Here is a 21,305-nt window from a genome sequence, read left to right on the forward strand (position 1 = left end):
CAGGTGGCTCTCAAAGTCCGGACAGGTGGCTCAGAGAGCCCCGGAATAATCATATTTAGCATAATACTAAAACTCAGTTATAATTCTCATATCTATATATATCCGATTTACTCACTGGTTAATGTACAGTATCCTTTTGTATGATATTTAAAAGAGGGATACTGATGAATAAAATAGATAAGACTGATTCGTTATGCTTTGCAATGTAAATCAACTTACTTATATAACTTCCATCACACAGGTTACACTCTAAGCATCAGTATTATCACTAATAATTTGTTCATTATTTATATAAAAAAATCACCCTACACTTTCTCAAGTGTAAGGCGATCTCATTTTTCACTATTTTGTTTTTACAGTCTTGGATTTACTCCATGCAGAATAATAATTCTTTCCGGATACTTTTTTATATGTACGAATTCTGACATAATATTTCTTCTTTCCTGCATGTTTTGTTATAGACTTTGATGTTAAAGTATTACTTGCTTCCCTCTGTTGTACAAGTTGGCTCTACAATTCGTACACCATTTCATTTTACTTTGTCTCCTTTTCTATCTTTGTTCCACAGGAGGTACAAAATGACTCATTCTCCAAAACTTTCTTTCCGCAATTAGGGCATACATTAGTGTCTATAATTACAGCCGTACCATTTGTAGATACCCCTATTATATTATTTGAAAAAGTAGTAATATCAAAATCAATTCCAATTATAGCATTTGCTCCCAACATCAATGCGTTAATAATCATTTTTTCTTGTGCGTCTTCTTTTGCCTTGGAAATCTTTTTTCCAAATTCCTCTGATGAAGTTCCAAATATATCAGCTATAGATGCTGATGCTTCACTAAACATTCCTGTGCCTAATACATTTTCTCCGTGAACTAAATTCAAGTATTTTTTTATAGTATATCCTTCAAAGTTGTATCCAGTTGTTACCATAAACTCATTTCTTTTTCTTATAGATTGTTCTTTACGTTGTTTTTCTAATTCTTTTTTCTTTTCTGCTTCATATTTTACACGTTTTATATTTTCTATTTCATTTTCAACAAGATTTCTCACCTCTTGCGATGCATTGTTTTCATCTAATCTACCCAACAATTCTTTTTCATATTTATCTATAATTTTTTTATCATCAAACTCTTTCAATTTGCGAAATATTTGTGCACAACTATAACATGCTATGTATTCCTCTGCTAGTTTGTATCTTTCTTCTCCAAATATTCCTAATTTTCGTCCACATATACAACAACATTTTGCCATTTTTTCAATACCTCACTCATATTTATTTAACTAGTCTTTTATGAAGCTCTGAACCTATTGAAAATACTGAATTATTTGATTTTGATAAATCACTATCTTTCTCAAAAAGATCAGTTAAATACACTCTTCAATACCAATAGAAATGTGAATAACTTCTTTTGATCGAGTAGCTTTTAATAACCATTCTTATTTCGTTCCTTACAAAGCCTATAACTTCGTTGAAAACATTAAAGTTATCCACATCAACTGTATTTTAATTTTCGCAATTACCTAGTACCGTTTAGATACTATTTTCTTCCATAATTTTGACAAGCTATTTCTTTTGAATATTCCTAGTAAATTCCATAATATAATTATCTTTCATCTTTTCATAAGTTAGCATTAAAAATTAAAACTACTAAGCTAATCTTCTTTCCATAAACTTCTCTTTAATCACCGTATTCTTCTTCATAATCATCTATATAATCATATATATTTTCATCATTTTCAAAACACCAATAGGCATCATCAGTTGCTCTATTAAGTTGTGCTGAAGCAATATCTCTTATAGATTTTGTTCCTTTAACAATTTTCCATCCTTTTTTTGTTTTTTTCATTTTGAATTTCACAGTTCTGGTTACGGTATCCATTCCGTGAGCCTTCACAGATTTTTTTATATACTTACGATATTTTTTCCCAGCTGTTTTCGTAGCTGGATATTTATCATGTATATCATAATAATCACTAAACCAGCAAAGATAATTATCCGTTCCTAATAGAAAGGCAACATAATAATCTGGTTGTGTCACTTTAACTTTTATAATACCCTTTTTGTTTTTTATTGCCACAGACTTTATTTTATATGTAAGATACTTTTTATTTTTCCCTCTAAATAATTTTACAAAATATTTTGCATATGCATATTTAGGCTTTTTAATAAAGTATTTTTTCATTTTATCTGGGTTATAAACTTTCGCATTATGCATATATGCTGTAACTACTTTTTTTGCCTTTTTTTCTTCCTTATTATTAGCTGCTGCTTCTACATCAAACGAACCTATATTAACAAAACTTATTCCTAATACAAGAATAAATACAAGTATTTTTGTAATATATCTTCTTTTCTTCATGCTTCTCCTTCTCTCTCTTTGTTTTGATAACGATAAAAATGCAAAAAGCTCTGACAACCAATATTATCAACTAGTCATCAGAGCTTTTAGTCATACTAAATTCAATTTAGAATTTCATATTTAATTTATCTCAAAAACAGTATCCTACTTTTGATTAATTGCTGCCTGTGCTGCTGCAAGACGAGCGATCGGTACACGGAATGGTGAGCAAGATACATAGTCAAGACCAATCTTGTTGCAGAATTCAACTGAAGATGGATCTCCACCGTGCTCTCCACAGATACCAACGTGAAGGTTCGGATTAACCGGCTTACCTAATTCGATAGCCATGTTCATCAGTTTACCAACACCTGTCTGGTCAAGCTTAGCAAATGGATCATTCTCGAAGATCTTAGCATCATAGTAAGCATCTAAGAACTTACCAGCGTCATCACGAGAGAATCCGTATGTCATCTGTGTTAAGTCGTTAGTACCGAAGCAGAAGAAGTCAGCTTCTTTAGCGATATCATCAGCTGTAAGAGCAGCTCTTGGGATCTCGATCATTGTACCAACTTCGTACTCAAGGTCGCTTCCTGCTGCTGCGATCTCAGCGTCTGCTGTCTCAACTACGAATTTCTTAACGTATTTCAGCTCTTTGATATCTCCAACAAGCGGGATCATGATCTCCGGTTTAACATTCCAATCCGGATGAGCTTTCTTAACATTGATTGCTGCACGGATAACAGCGCTTGTCTGCATCTTAGCAATCTCTGGATATGTAACTGCAAGACGGCATCCACGATGTCCCATCATTGGGTTGAACTCGTGAAGTCCATCGATGATAGCTTTGATCTGCTCAACAGTCTTGCCCTGAGCATCAGCTAATTTCTTAATGTCCTCTTCCTCTGTAGGAACGAACTCATGAAGCGGTGGATCAAGGAAACGGATAGTAACCGGGTTACCTTCCAGTGCCTCATATAATTTTTCGAAGTCTCCCTGCTGTTCCGGAAGGATCTTAGCAAGTGCTGCTTCTCTTTCTTCTACTGTCTCAGAACAGATCATCTCACGGAATGCATCGATTCTGTTGCCTTCGAAGAACATATGCTCTGTACGGCAAAGTCCGATACCTTCTGCACCAAGCTCACGAGCTTTCTTAGCATCAGCCGGTGTATCAGCATTAGTACGAACTTTCATAGTTCTGTACTTATCAGCCCATCCCATGATTCTTCCGAACTCACCTGCGATTGTAGCGTCTACAGTCGGGATGATTCCGTCATAAATGTTACCAGTAGAACCATCAAGAGAGATGCAATCTCCTTCATGATATTCTTTACCGGCAAGTGTAAATTTCTTGTTTGCTTCGTCCATTGTGATGTCTCCACAACCAGATACACAGCAAGTACCCATTCCACGAGCAACTACGGCTGCGTGAGATGTCATACCACCACGAACTGTCAGGATACCCTGAGCAGATTTCATACCTGTAATATCTTCCGGTGAAGTCTCAAGACGTACAAGAACAACTTTCTCTCCTCTTGCAGCCCATTCTACAGCATCATCAGCTGTGAATACGATCTTACCACAAGCAGCTCCCGGAGATGCTCCAAGTGCTTTAGCCATCGGTGTTGCAGCTTTCAGTGCAGCAGCATCGAACTGTGGGTGAAGCAGAGAGTCAAGGTTACGAGGATCGATCATTGCAACAGCCTCTTCCTCTGTTCTCATTCCTTCATCAACAAGATCACAAGCAATTTTCAGAGCAGCTTTCGCTGTTCTCTTACCATTACGTGTCTGCAGCATGTATAATTTACCGTGCTCTACAGTAAACTCCATGTCCTGCATATCTCTATAGTGTTTTTCCAGTGTCTCACATACCTGTTTGAACTGTACGAATGCCTCTGGGAATTTTTCTTCCATCTCAGAAATGTGCATTGGTGTACGAACTCCGGCAACAACGTCCTCGCCCTGAGCGTTTGTCAGGAACTCACCGAACAGACCATTCTCTCCTGTAGCAGGGTCACGAGTAAATGCAACACCTGTTCCACAGTCATCTCCCATGTTACCAAATGCCATCATCTGTACGTTAACAGCTGTTCCCCATGAATACGGGATATCATTGTCACGACGGTATACGTTAGCTCTTGGGTTATCCCATGAACGGAATACAGCTTTCACTGCTTCCATTAACTGTTCCTTCGGATCAGACGGGAAGTCTGCACCGATCTTCTCTTTGTATTCTGCTTTGAACTGGTTAGCAAGTTCTTTTAAATCTTCTGCTGTCAGTTCAACGTCCTGTTTAACACCTCTGTCAGCTTTCATCTTGTCGATCAGCTCTTCGAAGTATTTCTTACCAACTTCCATAACTACGTCAGAGAACATCTGAATGAATCTTCTGTAGCAGTCCCAAGCCCAACGTGGATTTCCAGAAGCTTTTGAAAGTGTCTCTACAACTTCTTCGTTCAATCCAAGGTTCAGGATTGTATCCATCATACCAGGCATAGAAGCTCTTGCTCCGGAACGAACAGATACAAGTAACGGATTCTCTTTGTCTCCGAATTTCTTACCTGTGATTCCTTCCATCTTGTCGATTGCTTCCATAATCTGGCCCATGATCTCATCGTTGATCTGTCTGCCATCTTCGTAGTACTGTGTACAAGCTTCTGTTGTTACTGTGAAGCCCTGTGGTACCGGAAGACCTAAGTTTGTCATTTCAGCAAGGTTCGCACCTTTTCCACCAAGAAGGTTTCTCATGGTTGCGTTACCTTCTGTAAACATATAAACCCATTTTGCCATTTTGTCATGACCTCCTAAAACTAATTTTTTCTAAGTCGCACATCTATTTTACTGGTTTTGCTATTATTCGTCAAGTGTCAGCATTAACTTTCACGACACAAAACTACATTTTTATAAGAAAGCTTTTATATCCTCTGTATGCTTCGTACACATCTGCCTTGCTTGTCACTTCCCATGGCGCATGCATACTGAGTACCGCAACACCACTGTCGATAACCTGCATTCCGTAGTTTGCCATAATGTATGCAATTGTTCCGCCGCCACCTTCATCTACTTTTCCAAGTTCAGCAAACTGGTATGCAACTTCTCCCGCATCCATTACCTGACGGATCTTTGCAAGATATTCTGCATTGGCATCATTGGATCCACTCTTTCCTCTTGCACCGGTAAATTTATTAAATACAAGCCCTTTTGCGAAAAATGCCGAACTTCTTTTTTCAAAGGCTTCTGCATACATCGGATCATATGCCGCACTTACATCAGAAGATAACATGCAGGAATTCTGCAGCGCTCTTCTCACTTTCAGATCGGATTCGCTACTTTCCAGTGTAACCAGCTCAGCAATTACATTTTCAAAAAATCTGGAATGCATACCTGTTGCACCCACACTTCCGATTTCTTCTTTATCTACCAGGATACAGCATGCCGTACGCTCTGTCTCTTCTACATCCAGCATTGCAAATAATGAAGTAAATGCACACACACGGTCATCCTGCCCATAAGAAAGGATCATACTTCTGTCAATTCCACAGTCTCTTGCTTTCCCAGCCGGTACGATTTCCAGCTCTGCGGATACAAAATCCTCTTCTTCTACGTCATAATATTCTTTTAAAAGCTGAAGTACATTTTCTTTTACTGCTTCTTTTTCTTCTGTGTCCAGATCCGGGGTTTCTTCTACCGGACAGCTTCCGAACAGCAAATCCAGTTTTTCACCTTCTACAACAGCGCTCGCTTTTTTCTCCATCTGTTTTCCCGCCAGATGGATCAGAAGATCTGTCACTACAAATACGGGATCGTCTTCCTTTTCACCAAGGCTGATTTCTACAACTGTTCCATCTTTTTTTGCTACAACACCGTGTAATGCCAGCGGAAGGGTTACCCACTGATATTTCTTAATTCCGCCATAATAATGGGTATCCAGATAAGCCAGCTCTTCATTTTCATACAGCGGATTCTGTTTTACATCAATACGCGGTGAATCTATATGTGCACCGAGAATGTTCATTCCGTTTTCCAGCGGCTCTTTTCCAATCTGGAATGCTGCAATACTTTTTCCCATACATACTGCATAAATCTTATCACCGGTTTTCAGTTTATTATTTGCTGTCTTATATGTTTCCAGCGACTGATAGCCTTTTTCTTCAAGCATTTTTACTGCAAGTTTCACACATTCGCGCTCTGTTTTTCCGGCATTCAGACATGCTTTATATTTTTCATTGATCGTGTTTAATTCTTGTTTTTGGCTATCTGTATAAGATTTCCATGCATTTTTTCGTATCATAATTTTAAGCTCCTTCCACAAGTTGTTATTCTTCCTCTTCGAATTTCTGCACACCCTCACGGAGTGTATAATAGACAGGGAATCCTTCCCTGTTCTGTTCAGGGCTCGCTCTAGAGTCCTGGTGCGAAATTCGAGTCTGTCTTGCAGACATTTTCCTCTTCGAATTTCTGCACACCTTCACGGAGTGTATAATAGACAGGGAATCCTTCCCTGTCTATTATACACAAAAACCGGGCAGAGCAAACGTTAATTTTGCTCTGCCCGGTCTGATATATCGGATTATACCATATTATTTGTTCAATCCCATCTCTTCTCTTACTTCTTTGAAGCATTTTACGATGAAATCAATATCTTCTTTTGTATGGCTTGCGCATACCTGTGTACGGATTCTTGCTTTTCCCTTCGGAACAACCGGATAAGAGAATGCAACAACATAAACACCTTTTTCCATCATATGCTGTGCAAATTCTGCTGCAGTCTTCTCGTCGTATAACATAACCGGTACACATGGATGAGTTCCCGGAATAATATCAAAGCCATTATCTACAAGTTCTTTTCTGTAGTAAGCTGTAACTTCTTCCAGGTGATCTCTAAGCTCTGTACTCTCATCTAACATATCAAAAAGTTCAATACTTGCGCCTGCGATAGCCGGTGCAAGAGAGTTGGAGAACAGGTACGGACGGCTTCTCTGACGAAGCAGGTCAATGATCTCTTTACGTCCTGATGTATATCCGCCGGATGCTCCACCAAGTGCTTTTCCAAGAGTACCTGTGATAATATCTACACGTCCTTCCACTCCACAATGTTCAGCAGTTCCACGTCCTGTCTTTCCTACAAATCCTACAGCATGGCTGTCATCTACCATAACAAGTGCATTGTACTTGTCAGCCAGATCACATACACCTTTCAGGTTACAGATAATTCCGTCCATTGAGAATACACCGTCTGTTGCGATCAGTTTGATTCTTGCTCCGGCTTCATCTGCCTCTTTTAACTTAGATTCCAGATCTTCCATGTTATTATTCTTATAGCGGAAACGTTTTGCTTTGCAAAGACGTACACCGTCAATGATAGATGCATGGTTCAGCTCATCACTGATAACTGCATCGTCTGCTGTCAGGATTGTCTCAAATAATCCACCATTTGCATCGAAACATGAAGAATATAAAATTGTATCATCTGTTCCTAAAAAATCAGAAATCTTCTTCTCCAGCTTTTTATGGATATCCTGTGTACCACAGATGAAACGAACAGATGCAACTCCGTATCCTTTCTCATCATAAGTACGCTTTGCAGCTTCGATCAGTCTTGGATTGTCTCCAAGTCCCAGATAGTTGTTCGCACACATACACAGAAGTTCTCTTCCATCTTCCATCGTCACACGTGCACCCTGCGGAGAAACAAACGGAGCTTCTCCTTTAAACAGTCCTGCCTCTTTGATGCCTTCTACTTCTTTTGTATAAATATTTAAAATATCATCTTTACGTGCCATCTTTCTTCTCTACCTCTCTTCTTAGTCATTCACATGTGCCCAGTCAAGAACTACTTTACCAGACTGTCCTGAAATCATTGCCTCAAAACCTTTTTCGTAGTCTTTGATATCAAAACGATGTGTGATAATTTCGGAAATGTCCAGACCTGCCTGTAACATCGTAGACATCTTATACCATGTATCCCATACTTTTCTTCCGTAGATTCCACGAATATTCAGTCCGTTGAAGATTACTGTCTCAAGGTCTACTGTTGCATCTGTTCTCTGTAATCCAAGCAGTGCTATGTTACCACCGTGCTTCATATTATGGATCATGTCATGAAGACCTGCCTGTGATCCGGACATCTCAAGTCCCACATCAAATCCTTCTGTCATGCCGATTTCTTTTAAAACATCGGATAATTTTTCTTCTTTTAAGTTTACTGTTCTGGTAGCACCCAGTTTCTTAGCCAGATCCAGACGATACTGGTTCATATCTGTTACAACAACATGTCTTGCACCTGCAAATTTGGCAATTGCTGCTGCCATGATACCAATTGGTCCTGCACCTGCAACCAGTACATCTTCACCAAGCATATCATAAGACAGCGCTGTATGTGTTGCATTACCAAACGGATCAAAAATTGCATACATCTCTTCCGGTATATTCGGATTGCACGGCCATACATTAGATGCAGGGATTACGAGATATTCTGCAAATGCTCCGTTTCTGTTCACGCCGACACCTTTGGCATCCTTGCAGTTCTCTTTGTGTCCTTCCAGACAGTTACGACATTTACCACATGTAATATGTCCTTCTCCGGATACCAGGTCACCGATCTTGAATCCTTTCACACCCGGTCCTACTTCTACAACTTCACCTACATATTCATGACCTGCAGTAAGTCCGACCGGAATTGTATGCTGTGCCCAGTCATTCCACTGATAAATATGTACGTCTGTTCCACAGATTGCTGTCTTGTGGATCTTAATCTTCACATCATTCGGTCCCACTTCCGGAATCGGAACTCTCTTCATCCATAATCCAACTTCTGGTTTTTCTTTTACAAGTGCCCACATCATTCCATCATTTTGTACGCTCACAGTATTAAACCTCCCGTTTTCTATTGTCCCCCCGACAATTTTTATTTTGCTGTCTCATTATAACACCTCTTCTCTCTATATACAACTTTTTTCTTGCTTTTTTTGTGCACATTGACATTTTTTTCACATTTTATGTGTTTTTTTTGTCTTTTTCAACAGTTTTTTCTGTGAAATCTATTTACAAACCATAGTCTATTCTTTATAATAAAACCCGTTACAGCAGGTTGAGCATGGAAAAGCACTACGGAAGAACCGCCTACTTCTCCATGCTCGATGTATCTATCGGGGAACATATTACAAAAGAAAGAGAGGATGCAGGTTTTTACCTGCAAAAGGAAGGGATCTATGAAAAACTTAATTCAGAAATGGAACAGCATAAGCCTTGTATTAAGAATCCTGTGCGGTCTGATCGTTGGTATCATTCTTGGGCTTTGCATTCCAAAAGTAACTGTTATTGCAATTCTTGGAGATTTATTTGTCGGAGCTTTAAAAGCGATTGCTCCGCTTCTTGTCTTCTTTCTTGTTATGAGCGCACTTGCTCACATGGGCGAGGGGCAGAAGACAAACATGGGCTTTATCGTAGCTCTTTATATGCTTGGTAACCTTTTCTCAGCACTTGTTGCAGTTATAGCCTGCCGTCTTTTCCCAGTTACTTTAACTCTTGGAAAAGCAGCCACAGAAGATGTTACTCCTCCGAGCGGAGTAGGCGAAGTATTAAAGAATCTTTTGCTCAATGTTGTGTCCAATCCGATTGCTTCTATCGTAAATGCGAATTATATCGGTATTCTTGCATGGGCATGTATCTTTGGTATCGCACTCAAAGCTGCATCTCCTGCAACAAAGAATCTGTTAGATGATTTTTCCAATGCTCTGTCAACCGCAGTAAAATGGGTAATCAGCTGTGCTCCGTTCGGAATCATGGGACTGATTTTCAATGTTATTTCCGAATCCGGACTCAAGGCATTATTATCTTACGGAAGACTGATTCTTGTACTTGTTGGAAGTATGGCATTTGTAGCACTGATTATGAATCCACTGATCGTATTCTTCTGCTCACGCAAGAATCCATATCCGCTTGTATTCAAATGTCTGGTAAGAAGCTTTATCACTGCATTCTTCACCAGAAGTTCTGCAGCCAATATTCCAGTTAACATGGAGCTTTGTGAAGAGATGGAACTGGATGAGAATACATACTCCGTATCCATTCCTCTTGGTGCAACAATCAACATGGCTGGAGCTGCTATTACAATCTCTGTTATGGCATTATCCGCAGCCAATACAGTTGGTGTATCTGTAGACTTTGGAACTGCACTGATCATGTGTGTTCTTGCCGCACTCAGCGCTGCCGGAGCTTCCGGAGTTGCCGGTGGTTCTCTGCTTCTGATTCCTATGGCATGCAGCCTGTTTGGTATCTCTTCTGATATTGCAATGCAGGTTGTTGGTGTCGGCTTCATTGTTGGTGTAATCCAGGATTCTTGTGAGACAGGTCTGAACTCCTCTACAGACGTTCTGTTTACAGCCGCTGCTGAGCTCCGTGACAGAAGACTTCATCCAGAACGTTATAGTAAAGAAGCAAACATCTAAAACAATTACTTAGGTTTGATTATCAGTCGGGAAGGACTTGCACAGGCAAGTGCCTTCCCTTTATCATTAACAGTGCCAGAAAGGCTGTGGCATCTTATCAGATGCCGCAGCCTTTCTATTAACGATTTTCTATGAAACCACGCATTCTCTTATTAAATCTTACCACTCAAACTTCTCTGCGAAATAAGCTTCCAGATCTTCGATCTTAATTCTCTCCTGTTCCATCGTATCACGATCACGAACAGTAACTGCTCCGTCTTCCTCAGAATCAAAATCGTAAGTTACACAGAATGGTGTTCCAATCTCATCCTGACGACGGTAGCGTTTACCGATATTTCCACGGTCATCATATTCGCAGTTATATTTCTTTCTTAAAATCTCATATACTTTCTCTGCGCCTTCATTCAGTTTCTTGGACAACGGAAGGATACCAATCTTAATCGGTGCAAGTGCCGGATGGAAATGAAGTACTGTACGGACATCCGGCTTCTCTTCTGTTCCGATATTCTCCTCATCATAAGCACTGCAAAGGAATGCAAGTACCATACGGTCTGCTCCAAGTGACGGTTCGATAACATATGGAATATATTTGATTTTTTTCTCATCATCAAAATAAGTCATATCCTGTTTAGATACATTCTGATGCTGTGTCAGGTCGAAATCTGTACGGTCTGCGATACCCCATAACTCTCCCCATCCGAACGGGAACAGGAATTCAATATCTGTTGTCGCTTTACTGTAATGGCTCAGCTCTTCCGGATCGTGATCACGATAACGGACTTCTTCTTCTTTTAAGCCAAGCTGCTCTAACCAGTCAAGACAGAACTTCTTCCAATATGCATGCCATTCAAGGTCTGTATCCGGCTCACAGAAGAATTCCATCTCCATCTGCTCAAACTCCCTTGTACGGAAAGTAAAGTTACCAGGTGTAATTTCATTACGGAATGACTTACCAATCTGGCAGATACCAAATGGAAGTTTCTTTCTGGATGTACGCTGTACATTCTTAAAGTTTACAAAAATTCCCTGTGCTGTCTCAGGTCTTAAATAAACAACATTTTTTGCATCTTCTGTTACGCCCTGGAATGTCTTAAACATCAGGTTGAACTCACGGATCTCTGTAAAATTATGCTTTCCACAGGTCGGACATGGAATGTTATGGTCTGCAATGTAGCCTTCCATCTGCTCATGACTCCATCCGTCAATGCTGTCCGGAATATCCAGCCCGTTCTTATGTGCATAGTCCTCAATAATCTTATCTGCACGGAAACGCTCATGACACTCTTTACAATCCATAAGAGGATCACTGAATCCTCCAAGATGTCCACTTGCTACCCATGTCTGTGGGTTCATCAGAATTGCACAGTCCACACCAACATTGTATGGAGACTCCTGTACAAACTTCTGCCACCATGCTTTCTTTACATTGTTCTTAAGTTCTACTCCAAGATTACCATAGTCCCATGTATTCGCAAGCCCGCCGTAAATCTCTGATCCCGGATATACAAATCCTCTTGATTTTGCCAGTGCTACGATTTTGTCCATAGTTTTCTCTACCATATCCCTTATCCTCGCCTTCTATAATATAGTAATTGTACCTTATTATACATTTTTACTATTTGCTTTTCAAGTATTTTCCCGGAAACGGTCGTTCTGCATTTCTTCTCGGACACCGTTCTGCACATTTTCCACATGCAAAACATTCGCCGGACAGCAGAACATGCTGAAAACAGTTGCCGGTTTCTGTAACCTTTGCGACCTTTTTCGCCTTGCCTTTTCCCCCGAAAGATGCAGGCGCCTGTTTCGTTGTCGATTTTGTTCCATACAACGCATTTTTCACTGCACCGATAATTCCTTTGGAACTGTAGGTTGCTCCTGATACTGCATCTACATCAGTACTCTGCTGCCGGAGCATCAGATCTGTCAGCGTTTTTGCACGATTGAAGAAAGAAGTCGTTTCTCCCGGCGAGCTGTCAATGTGTATCTTCACAATCTTTTTATTCTTGATCGTTACGGTCACCGTGATCTTTCCACCATATCCATTTGCAGAGCCTGTGTATTTTCCATCTTTTAGATCAAAACCTTTACCTTTTTCCCGGCTTTCACTGTCTGGGACTCTGTCGTTTGCTTTCCTGCTGCCAGAATCTTATGCACCCAACTTCCTCCATCGGAATCTGTTCCTGCATCCGGTCTGTATCCGGTGACAGCCACTATAACGAAAATTCCAAGTAACATTGCCGGAAGTACCGGTTTTATCATCTGTAATTTTTTCAGAATTTTCATACTCTACCCTATCCTTTTCTTTATTTGTGAATAACTTTGAATCCACTGTCACCGGAAAACACATCTGCAATTCCTTCCGTCACCCAGATTGTTCCGTCATCTTCCACCATAACAGTATCAAATGCCTGTGTATGTTTCTTCCAGTAAGTTGTTGCTTTCTTTCTGCCCATAATAAAGAGCGAGGTTGACAGTCCATCTGCAAGCGTTCCATCTTTTGAAACGATCGTAACCGAAGACAATCCATTTTCTGACGGATATCCGGTCTTCGGATCAATGATATGATGATATTTCTTTCCATTCTTTTCAAAATAACGTTCATAGCCACCCGATGTAATCGCCGCCTGATTTCGAAGAGACAATACTCCAATATAACTGGATTTGTCTTGTGGATCTTCCACGGCAATCTGCCATGCGGAACCATCCGGCTTGCTGTTCAGCGTCTGTACATTGCCGCCAAGGCTGATTACGGCATTTTTCACGCCATATTTTTTCATGATCTCCATAACGCGGCCGGAAGTATATCCTTTGGCAATTCCTCCAAGATCAATCTTCATTCCTTTTTGATCCAGTTTTACAGTACCTTTCTTCTCATCACAGATAATTTTATCTGCATCCATATTGGCAAGAAGTTTCTGAAGTTCTGTTTTGCCCGGTATCCGGTATTTTTCTGTCGTAAATCCCCATGCTTCCATCACCGGATACACAGTGATATCAAATGCGCCGTCTGTATCTTCATATAACTCTCTTGATCTTAAGATCAATTTCATCGTATCTTCAGAAACTTTTCCTGAACCATTCTGATTGATCCTGGCAATCTCACTCGTCTTCTTCCCGGTAGATACCAGATTTTCAATCCGTTCAATCTCTTTCACAGAAGCATCCAGCGCTTTTCCGGCATTTTTGCCATATGCTTTGAGTGTCATATAAGTGTCCATCGCAAATACTTCTCTTGTCTGTTCTTTTAAAAGAGATGCCTGACTGCCTTTTGATTTGCCATTTGTACTACAGCCGGTCGCAAGTCCCGTCACCATACATCCGATTACGAATACCGCCGCTGCCCGTTTCACATATTTTTGCATACATCTGTATATATATTCCTGTTTTTTCATATTTATATAATCCTCTTTATTTTTATCATTCAACGAATTCCTTCTGTTATCCGCGGTCTTATCTGTTCAACTCTCTTATTGTATATTTTTTTTTCCTATCTGCCAAGGCTAAGTTGTATTTTGATAACATCTCTCATTTTCTCTGTATTTTATTGCGACTTTTCTCAATAGCTGTTATTCTTTTTGTTAGCGTAAGCTAACTACTATTTTTTCAAGAAGGATTTAAGTGCTTATGATAATCTGAAAGCCAATGTAACAGAGAACACAAACGGTCTGAAAACAGCTGCTTACAATGCTTCTACCGATTCTTTTACCTTTAGTGCACGCCAGACTGGAACAGATTCCGGAATCGCAGATACTGCACAGTTGACAGCATCTGATATCGAAACGACTGTAAAACCGGCAGATGGTGCTTACAGTGAATTCTTAAGAGTTGACTTTAACGGAAATGGTTATGGAGCTCTTGGTTCCAGAATAAATATTTCCCCTGTCGCCAAAATCGCCCGGATCCTTTTCAGATCCAGGCGATTTTCAATTTACATAATCAACGTCTCCAGAATCTCCAGTGACTTAAATGATTTTCCAAGATACTCTGCCATATACGCTGTCACAACGTCTCCCAGCTCTTTCAGCACATCTTCCTTCACAAGAAACGTATAAAGCTTCTCCACAGGTGAGGCTATGATATACTGCATTGCATACAGCGTAGAAGCACTCAGTTTTCTTCCGTCCGTCACATGAGCGGCACACTGTCGGCATAAAAGACCACCACGGCGGATACTGAATACTTTCTCCTGTTCTCTGTCCCCGCAACCGATACATTCAAACACCTGCGGCCCTTCTCCATTAATACTGATGACCTTTAATTCATAAATATAACGGATCAGCTGATTCGGGATTCTGGTATTCACAAGTGCACGAAATGTCTGATATAAAAGCTTCAGTAACAAAGTCTCATCACTGGCTTCTCTCGCATAATAATTTGCTAAATCCATAAAATAAAAGCCATAATAAGCGCCCTCTACATCCGTGCGCAGTTCTTCAAAATAATTGGAAATGGACGCCGACACCAGCGTATACGATGTACGCCCTTCATATACAGTAAACTGTCCAAAAGAGAAAGGGCTTGTCACACCGACCAGTGCGCTGTTTGGTCTTCTCGCGCCTCTGGCAAATGCTGCGATCTTGCCCCTTTCTTTACTCAGAATTACTACACGTCTGTCATATTCTCCTATCGACGTCTGAGCAAGCACCATGCCTGTCACCGTAATCTGATTCATATTCTTTCTCACCTTTCCGGTTCTGTTCTTTCTCTGCACATGCACAGATTTGCATGCCCCGGTAATATAAATAATCGGTTATCTTCCCCGTCTTCCGGAAACGGTCCCAGTACATTTCTTCCATCTTCTCACCTCATCTGGTATTTACAGATTAGGTTCTCCAGAAGATACCCTTTCCTATTCTTCTTCCCGGTATCCAAAATTTTTCATCAAAAACTCACTGTCTCTCCAGTCCTTCTTTACTTTTACCCAAAGCTTGAGATTTACCTGGCAATCCAGCATTTTTTCAATCTCATAACGGGCAGTACTTCCGATTTTTTTCAACATATTTCCTTGTTTTCCAATAATTATCCCCTTGTGCGAATCTCTCTCACAGATAATCGTTGCGTCAATATGCATAACTTTTCCGCGTTTTTTCATCTGATCAATCGCAACTGCGATTCCATGTGGAATCTCTTCATTCAGACTGTGCAGTGCTTTCTCACGGATCAGTTCAGCTACGATCTGACGCTCCGGCTGGTCTGTAATCGTATCTTCATCATAGAACTGTGGTCCGTAAGGAAGATATTTCATCACTACTTTCAACAACTCTTCCGTGTTATCTCCGCTCCTTGCTGACACCGGCACGATGTCAGCGAAATCATACACATCTTTATATGCTGCAATTGCAGGTAAGATATCTTCTTTCTTTACACTGTCTGTTTTATTGATAACAAGTACAACCGGCGTCTTTACCTTCTTAAGCTGGCTGGCAATATGCTGCTCTCCTGCTCCGATAAATGTTGTCGGTTCTACAAGCCATAGAACAACGTCTACTTCATTTAACGTCCGTTCTGCAACATTTACCATATATTCTCCAAGTTTATTTTTTGCTTTGTGGATTCCTGGTGTATCGACGAAAATAATCTGTCCATCTTCTCTTGTAAGTACAGTCTGAATCCGGTTTCTTGTCGTCTGCGGTTTCTTGGATGTGATCGCGATCTTCTGGCCGATCAGATAATTCATTAGTGTGGACTTTCCAACATTCGGACGTCCGATCAGAGTTACAAATCCTGATTTATATTTATTATTCATCTTCCTTTTCCCCTTCATTCTGGAAACTTGTCACTGTCTGGAACAGGTCTTTTGCTTCTTCAATCTTTTCTTCACTTCCAATAACACAGATCTGCTCTGCCGAAAGGATTGCTTCCAGTACCGGTGCCAGCCTGCGGATATCCTCCTGCGTTGCATCCAGTACTTCTTCTCTTGTTTTCCGAACCATGTCTTCGTTTACTTTATTCATATAAAGATTCATGGAACGTTCACCTTTTGCAGAAGGCGTCATCGGCTGATCCAGATTGCTCATCGTTCCGATAATGTATTTCGTCATATCACGGTCAGAAACTGTAAAATTCTTCACATAATCTACAACACCTTCATACACATCCAGTGTCCGCTTCAGATTCGGATCACGGTAAGAGACAAAATAACCTTCACCGATACGGTTAAAGTTGCTCATACAGCCATATGCACCACCTTTTACACGGATATTCTGCCACAGATATTCATAACTTAAGATTACTTTTAATATCTGTAATGCTCCTGTATATTCTTCTCCCCGTTCAATAAAATTACCGGTTTTTGCCACATACTGTACTTTGGAAGCAGTACGGAATCCTTCGTTCTTCTTCTCACAGTGAATAATGCACGGTGTCTCTTCCACCGGCTCTGTATACAATCTGTCTTTCAGAGACTGTACCATTTTTTCAAAGCCCTTCAAACCTTCGCCTGCGGCTGTGTAACTAAGCATCATACGATCTGCCCGGAACAGCTTCACTGACAGTTCTTTTAATTTTTCCGATAAATGTTCTTTCTCTTCTTCAAAATGTGTATCCAGCCAGTCTACCTTGCGGAAGAAATCTACGCCATTTGTCATATCTTTAAGTTTCGCTGACGGAGATGCATAAGACAATGCACGAAGTGCTGCCGTTGTATGCCCGGAAGACTGGAACTTCATCAGAAGTCTGGATTTTAACATGGCAAGGATTTCTTTCATACGCTTTGTATCATCCAGGCAGGACTCTGTCAGGATCTCACTCATCATATCAAATGCAAACGGGAGCTTGTCATATAAGGCTTTCGTTTTGATCTCAAATGTAGCTTTAAATTCCTTTTCCTTTACTTTTGTAACATCATTGTATAATTCCAATGATGTTGCAATACCACCAGTATGCATGTTAATCTCATTAAAAAGTTCTCCATATCCATGTTTCTTCGTATCGATCACGCCAAGCGCTGACTGTAAAATACCAACATACGGAAGGTCTTCCTCCTGCACATCCGACATATCAAAGAGAATATCTGCATATCCAATTCCGTTCGTTTCAATTTCATGGAAAATAACCGGCACATCCGCAAGCCTCATCTCTTCATTAATAATCGGCTGGATTTTTCTGGAAATATCTTCTCTTTTTAAAACCGGTATCTTCTCCAGATCTTCCGGCGAATCTTCTTCTGACTGGTAAGTTTCCAGTGCCTTCGTATTTACAACCAGCTGTTCCTGCTCCTCTTCACTTAAACTCTGCTTATATGATTCCAGTTTATCTTCTAATTCTTTCTCCAGTTTTGCTGTGCGTCCCTTCTCCGGTTTTACAACTACGACCGCACCATGCGTATTATCAAGGATGTATTTTTGGATCAGTTCTTCATAATACCTGGTCCCGATCTGTTCTTTCAGAAATTCAAATGTATCCAGTGCTTCAATATGCATGAACGGTTCATTGTCATCATACAGCCAGCTGTCCATCATCTGTAAGCCATACATAAGTCCTTTCGGATAATTTCCAAAATCCGCTTCACGATAACGAAATTCCTGATAATTAATCCCCGCCTCCAACGCTTTCTTATCAATTCCATTCTTAACAAGATCTGTAAACACATCTTCAATCTTCGCAACAAATGCTTCCTTCTGGTCTGCATTTGCATTTTTAGAAATTACAGAAAAGATCGGCTGATAAATACCATTGTCATAAGATCCCATAATATCTTTTCCGATTCCTGCGTCCGTCAATGCCTGTTTCAGCGGTGCACCCGGCGCTGATAACAATGCATAATCCAGAATCTCAAAAGCAAGATATAGCTTCGGATCAAGACTTGTTCCAATAACTTTATTATAAGACAGGAAGGTATTCTCTTCTTCCGACTCCTCACTGCCGATAGAGTACGTTAGCTCCTTTTCAGCCATCTCTGCAAACGGCTTCTGCAGGCGGATTGCTGAATCGATCTCTTTCGCTTCAAATTTGCTCAGATACATCTCATCCAGCCAGTTCAGCTTCTCTGCCATATCCATATTTCCATACAGATAAATATAGCTGTTGGATGGATGATAATAAGTTCTGTGGAAATCAAGGAACTGTTCATAAGTCAGTTCCGGAATCACGTCCGGATCTCCACCGGATTCATTTGCATAGGATGTATCCGGAAACAATGTATTCAGTACTACTCGATCCAGCACACCTTCCGGAGAGGAAAATGCACCTTTCATCTCATTGTATACGACACCATTATACGTCAGCGGCTCATCTTTTGAAGGCATCCGGTAGCTCCAGCCTTCCTGGCAGAATATCTCCTCATGCTTATAAATATTCGGATAAAGCACAGCATCCATATAAATATGCATCAGGTTCTGAAAGTCTTTGTCGTTGCAACTTGCGACTGGATATACGGTCTTGTCCGGATATGTCATCGCATTCAGAAATGTATTCAATGATCCTTTTACCAGTTCTACAAATGGATCTTTTGCCGGGAAATTCTTTGATCCACACAATACAGAATGTTCCATAATATGTGGTACACCGGTGCTGTCCGACGGTGGTGTACGAAATCCGATCTGAAACACTTTGTTGTCATCATCATTCTCTATTAAAAGGACTCTCGCCCCACTTTTTTTATGTCTGAGTAAATATCCCACAGAATGGATTCCTTTTAATTCCTTTGTCTGCAGTAATTCATAAGCCTTCACATCATTTTTATTCATATAAGCTCTCTTCGACTCCTTTCATTGCACACTCTATCTGATTATTATACCATCTTTTTTCTTTCTATACAAAGAAATAACAAAAGTGAGGCGATATCACCTCACTTTTCTATATCCCTTATCTGGTTTTCGTTTAATATTTGCTCAGATCACCATAATCCGGCTCTCGTGTAACCTGGCGAATCACCAGCAGTGTGCCGATCATCAGCACGATAGAAACCGGCAGACAGATAAATGGATTTCTCACAAATCCGGCGATTACATAAGATACGCATGAAACAATCGCTGCTGTAATCGCATACGGAAGCTGTGTCGTTACATGATTGACATGATTACACTGGCCACCCGCCGACGCCATGATCGTCGTATCGGAAATCGGTGAGCAGTGGTCTCCGCATACAGCTCCAGCCATACATGCTGAAATAGAGATGATCATCATCTGCTCATTCGTTCCCGAAAATACAGCTACAACAATCGGAATCAGGATTCCGAAAGTTCCCCATGAAGTTCCGGTTGCAAATGCAAGGAAACATCCTACCAGGAAGATAATTGCAGGCAGTAGACTTACCAGTCCTCCGGCTGCTTTTTGCATTCCATTTGCAACAAATTCAGCTGCCCCAAGGCTGTCTGTCATTGCCTTTAAAGTCCATGCAAATGTCAGGATCAGGATAGCCGGAACCATCGCCTTAAATCCTTCCGGTACACAGGACATGGAATCGCTGAAAGATAATACTCTTCGCACTGCATAAAAGATAACTGTAATAATAAATGCGAAGAAACTTCCAAGCATCAGTCCAACCGATGCATCACTTCCCGAAAATGCTTTCACAAACCCGGTTCCACTGAAAAAACCACCGGTATAGATCATTCCGATAATACAACATACGATCAATACAAGAATCGGAAGAACAAGGTCGATTACGTTTCCCTTTCCTTCTTCCATCTCATTTTCTGCTGTTGCATATGGTCTGTCTTCTGTCGTATACAGATCGCCTTTTACTGCATTTTTCTCATGCAGTTTCATCGGGCCGTAATCAAACTTCAGGACTACGATTGCTACCATCATTACAACTGTCAGGATCGCATAGAAATTATAAGGAATTGCACGGATAAAGATTGAAAATCCGTCTTCTCCTTTTACAAATCCGGTTACTGCCGCTGCCCATGAAGAAATCGGTGCAATGATACAAACCGGCGCTGCAGTTGCATCGATCAGATAAGACAGCTTTGCTCTGGATACATTATGCTGATCCGTTACCGGTCTCATAACACTTCCGACTGTCAGACAGTTAAAATAATCATCAATGAAGATCAGTACTCCAAGTAAAATTGTTGTAAGCTGTGCACCTACTCTTGTTTTAATGTGTTTACTTGCCCAACGTCCAAACGCTGCTGATCCTCCGGCTTTGTTCATCATACATACCATAATTCCAAGTACAACTAAAAATACTAAAATACCAACGTTATAGCTGTCAGACAGCACTCCTACGATACCATCCTGGAATACATGGGTGATTGTCTTCTCAAACCGGAACCCTGACCAAAAAACACCTCCGATTAAAATACCAACAAACAGGGAACTGTACACTTCCTTTGTAATTAATGCAAGCACGATTGCCACCACCGGTGGAATTAACGAATATATCGACGCATACATATCCGGTACATATTTTGCTTTTCCATCTGAAGCAAATACTGTCAGTGAACTTCCTAAAACAGATAAAGTCAACAGCATGGTTGTCATCCAGACTTTTTTTCTTGCTCTCATCTTTTTTCCTCTCTTTTCTTCCTTTTATTTGCCAAAAAAATACCATGAACAACAC

14 protein-coding genes and 2 pseudogenes are annotated in these 21,305 nt (G+C 40.5%); 2 read left to right on the forward strand and 14 right to left on the reverse strand.

Features of this window, described 5'->3' with window-relative positions; all coding sequences use genetic code 11:
- Nucleotides 1–534 precede the first annotated feature (534 nt).
- The 6 genes from DW152_RS12150 to tdh form a co-directional block, all read right to left on the reverse strand.
- Nucleotides 535–1,257: a heavy metal-binding domain-containing protein gene (locus DW152_RS12150; protein ID WP_118288763.1), complete on the reverse strand. Its 723-nt coding sequence runs from the start codon at nt 1,255–1,257 to the stop codon at nt 535–537.
- Between the two features lie 428 nt (nt 1,258–1,685).
- Complete coding sequence (locus DW152_RS12155) at nt 1,686–2,366, reverse strand: hypothetical protein (RefSeq protein WP_118288739.1); 681 nt, start codon at nt 2,364–2,366, stop codon at nt 1,686–1,688.
- Nucleotides 2,367–2,510: 144 nt separating this feature from the next.
- The gene (gene ppdK, locus DW152_RS12160) at nt 2,511–5,135 is read right to left on the reverse strand and encodes a pyruvate, phosphate dikinase (protein WP_118288740.1); all 2,625 of its coding nucleotides are present in this window, start codon (nt 5,133–5,135) and stop codon (nt 2,511–2,513) included.
- A 103-nt stretch (nt 5,136–5,238) separates the two neighbouring features.
- Nucleotides 5,239–6,636 (reverse strand): aminopeptidase, encoded by a 1,398-nt coding sequence (locus DW152_RS12165; protein ID WP_117538246.1) that lies wholly within the window; start codon nt 6,634–6,636, stop codon nt 5,239–5,241.
- 289 nt (nt 6,637–6,925) lie between these two features.
- On the reverse strand, nt 6,926–8,128 hold the full coding sequence (locus DW152_RS12170) for a glycine C-acetyltransferase (protein ID WP_021859923.1): 1,203 nt from the start codon (nt 8,126–8,128) through the stop codon (nt 6,926–6,928).
- Nucleotides 8,129–8,149: 21 nt separating this feature from the next.
- The gene (gene tdh, locus DW152_RS12175; RefSeq protein ID WP_117538279.1) at nt 8,150–9,190 is read right to left on the reverse strand and encodes an L-threonine 3-dehydrogenase; all 1,041 of its coding nucleotides are present in this window, start codon (nt 9,188–9,190) and stop codon (nt 8,150–8,152) included.
- A 366-nt stretch (nt 9,191–9,556) separates the two neighbouring features.
- Between tdh and sstT the strand changes: the two genes are divergently transcribed.
- On the forward strand, nt 9,557–10,795 hold the full coding sequence (gene sstT, locus DW152_RS12180) for a serine/threonine transporter SstT (RefSeq protein WP_117538244.1): 1,239 nt from the start codon (nt 9,557–9,559) through the stop codon (nt 10,793–10,795).
- A 159-nt stretch (nt 10,796–10,954) separates the two neighbouring features.
- Here the strand turns inward: sstT and DW152_RS12185 are convergent, their stop codons facing one another.
- The 4 genes and pseudogenes from DW152_RS12185 to DW152_RS12200 form a co-directional block, all read right to left on the reverse strand.
- Entirely contained in the window at nt 10,955–12,355 is a 1,401-nt protein-coding gene (locus DW152_RS12185) for a glycine--tRNA ligase (protein WP_021859921.1), read from the reverse strand.
- A gap of 55 nt (nt 12,356–12,410) precedes the next feature.
- Nucleotides 12,411–12,824 (reverse strand): annotated as a pseudogene (locus DW152_RS12190) (FMN-binding protein); the annotation flags it as partial.
- Between the two features lie 41 nt (nt 12,825–12,865).
- On the reverse strand, nt 12,866–13,078 hold the full coding sequence (locus DW152_RS12195) for a hypothetical protein (RefSeq protein WP_021859919.1): 213 nt from the start codon (nt 13,076–13,078) through the stop codon (nt 12,866–12,868).
- 20 nt (nt 13,079–13,098) lie between these two features.
- Nucleotides 13,099–14,187, reverse strand: coding sequence for an FAD:protein FMN transferase (locus DW152_RS12200; protein ID WP_243059941.1), 1,089 nt, complete (start codon nt 14,185–14,187; stop codon nt 13,099–13,101).
- A gap of 240 nt (nt 14,188–14,427) precedes the next feature.
- On the opposite strand from DW152_RS12200, the pseudogene DW152_RS13835 reads away from it, so the two are divergent.
- A pseudogene (locus tag DW152_RS13835) lies at nt 14,428–14,655 on the forward strand (penicillin-binding Tp47 domain C-containing protein); the annotation flags it as partial.
- Between the two features lie 68 nt (nt 14,656–14,723).
- Here the strand turns inward: DW152_RS13835 and recO are convergent.
- The 4 genes from recO to DW152_RS12230 form a co-directional block, all read right to left on the reverse strand.
- Nucleotides 14,724–15,467 carry a DNA repair protein RecO gene (recO, locus tag DW152_RS12210; protein ID WP_021859917.1) on the reverse strand — a complete coding sequence of 248 codons (744 nt, stop codon included), beginning with the start codon at nt 15,465–15,467 and terminating at the stop codon, nt 14,724–14,726.
- 177 nt (nt 15,468–15,644) lie between these two features.
- Nucleotides 15,645–16,541: a GTPase Era gene (gene era, locus DW152_RS12220; protein WP_118288743.1), complete on the reverse strand. Its 897-nt coding sequence runs from the start codon at nt 16,539–16,541 to the stop codon at nt 15,645–15,647.
- Nucleotides 16,534–19,482 (reverse strand): insulinase family protein, encoded by a 2,949-nt coding sequence (locus tag DW152_RS12225; protein ID WP_118288744.1) that lies wholly within the window; start codon nt 19,480–19,482, stop codon nt 16,534–16,536. Before DW152_RS12225 ends, era begins: the two co-directional genes overlap by 8 nt.
- A gap of 133 nt (nt 19,483–19,615) precedes the next feature.
- Entirely contained in the window at nt 19,616–21,250 is a 1,635-nt protein-coding gene (locus tag DW152_RS12230) for a Na+/H+ antiporter NhaC family protein (protein ID WP_117538238.1), read from the reverse strand.
- Between the last annotated feature and the right edge of the window lie 55 nt (nt 21,251–21,305).

Source organism: Dorea sp. AM13-35 (genome assembly GCF_003473885.1).
Taxonomy (GTDB): domain Bacteria; phylum Bacillota; class Clostridia; order Lachnospirales; family Lachnospiraceae; genus Dorea_D; species Dorea_D hominis.

Coding starts and splice junctions, on each gene's coding strand:
- DW152_RS12150 (WP_118288763.1), bottom strand. CDS start 1,257: ATGGCAAAATGTTGTTGTATATGTGGACGAAAATTAGGAATATTTGGA.
- DW152_RS12155 (WP_118288739.1), bottom strand. CDS start 2,366: ATGAAGAAAAGAAGATATATTACAAAAATACTTGTATTTATTCTTGTA.
- ppdK (WP_118288740.1), bottom strand. CDS start 5,135: ATGGCAAAATGGGTTTATATGTTTACAGAAGGTAACGCAACCATGAGA.
- DW152_RS12165 (WP_117538246.1), bottom strand. CDS start 6,636: ATGATACGAAAAAATGCATGGAAATCTTATACAGATAGCCAAAAACAA.
- DW152_RS12170 (WP_021859923.1), bottom strand. CDS start 8,128: ATGGCACGTAAAGATGATATTTTAAATATTTATACAAAAGAAGTAGAA.
- tdh (WP_117538279.1), bottom strand. CDS start 9,190: ATGATGTGGGCACTTGTAAAAGAAAAACCAGAAGTTGGATTATGGATG.
- sstT (WP_117538244.1), top strand. CDS start 9,557: ATGAAAAACTTAATTCAGAAATGGAACAGCATAAGCCTTGTATTAAGA.
- DW152_RS12185 (WP_021859921.1), bottom strand. CDS start 12,355: ATGGTAGAGAAAACTATGGACAAAATCGTAGCACTGGCAAAATCAAGA.
- DW152_RS12195 (WP_021859919.1), bottom strand. CDS start 13,078: ATGAAAATTCTGAAAAAATTACAGATGATAAAACCGGTACTTCCGGCA.
- DW152_RS12200 (WP_243059941.1), bottom strand. CDS start 14,187: ATGAAAAAACAGGAATATATATACAGATGTATGCAAAAATATGTGAAA.
- recO (WP_021859917.1), bottom strand. CDS start 15,467: ATGAATCAGATTACGGTGACAGGCATGGTGCTTGCTCAGACGTCGATA.
- era (WP_118288743.1), bottom strand. CDS start 16,541: ATGAATAATAAATATAAATCAGGATTTGTAACTCTGATCGGACGTCCG.
- DW152_RS12225 (WP_118288744.1), bottom strand. CDS start 19,482: ATGAATAAAAATGATGTGAAGGCTTATGAATTACTGCAGACAAAGGAA.
- DW152_RS12230 (WP_117538238.1), bottom strand. CDS start 21,250: ATGAGAGCAAGAAAAAAAGTCTGGATGACAACCATGCTGTTGACTTTA.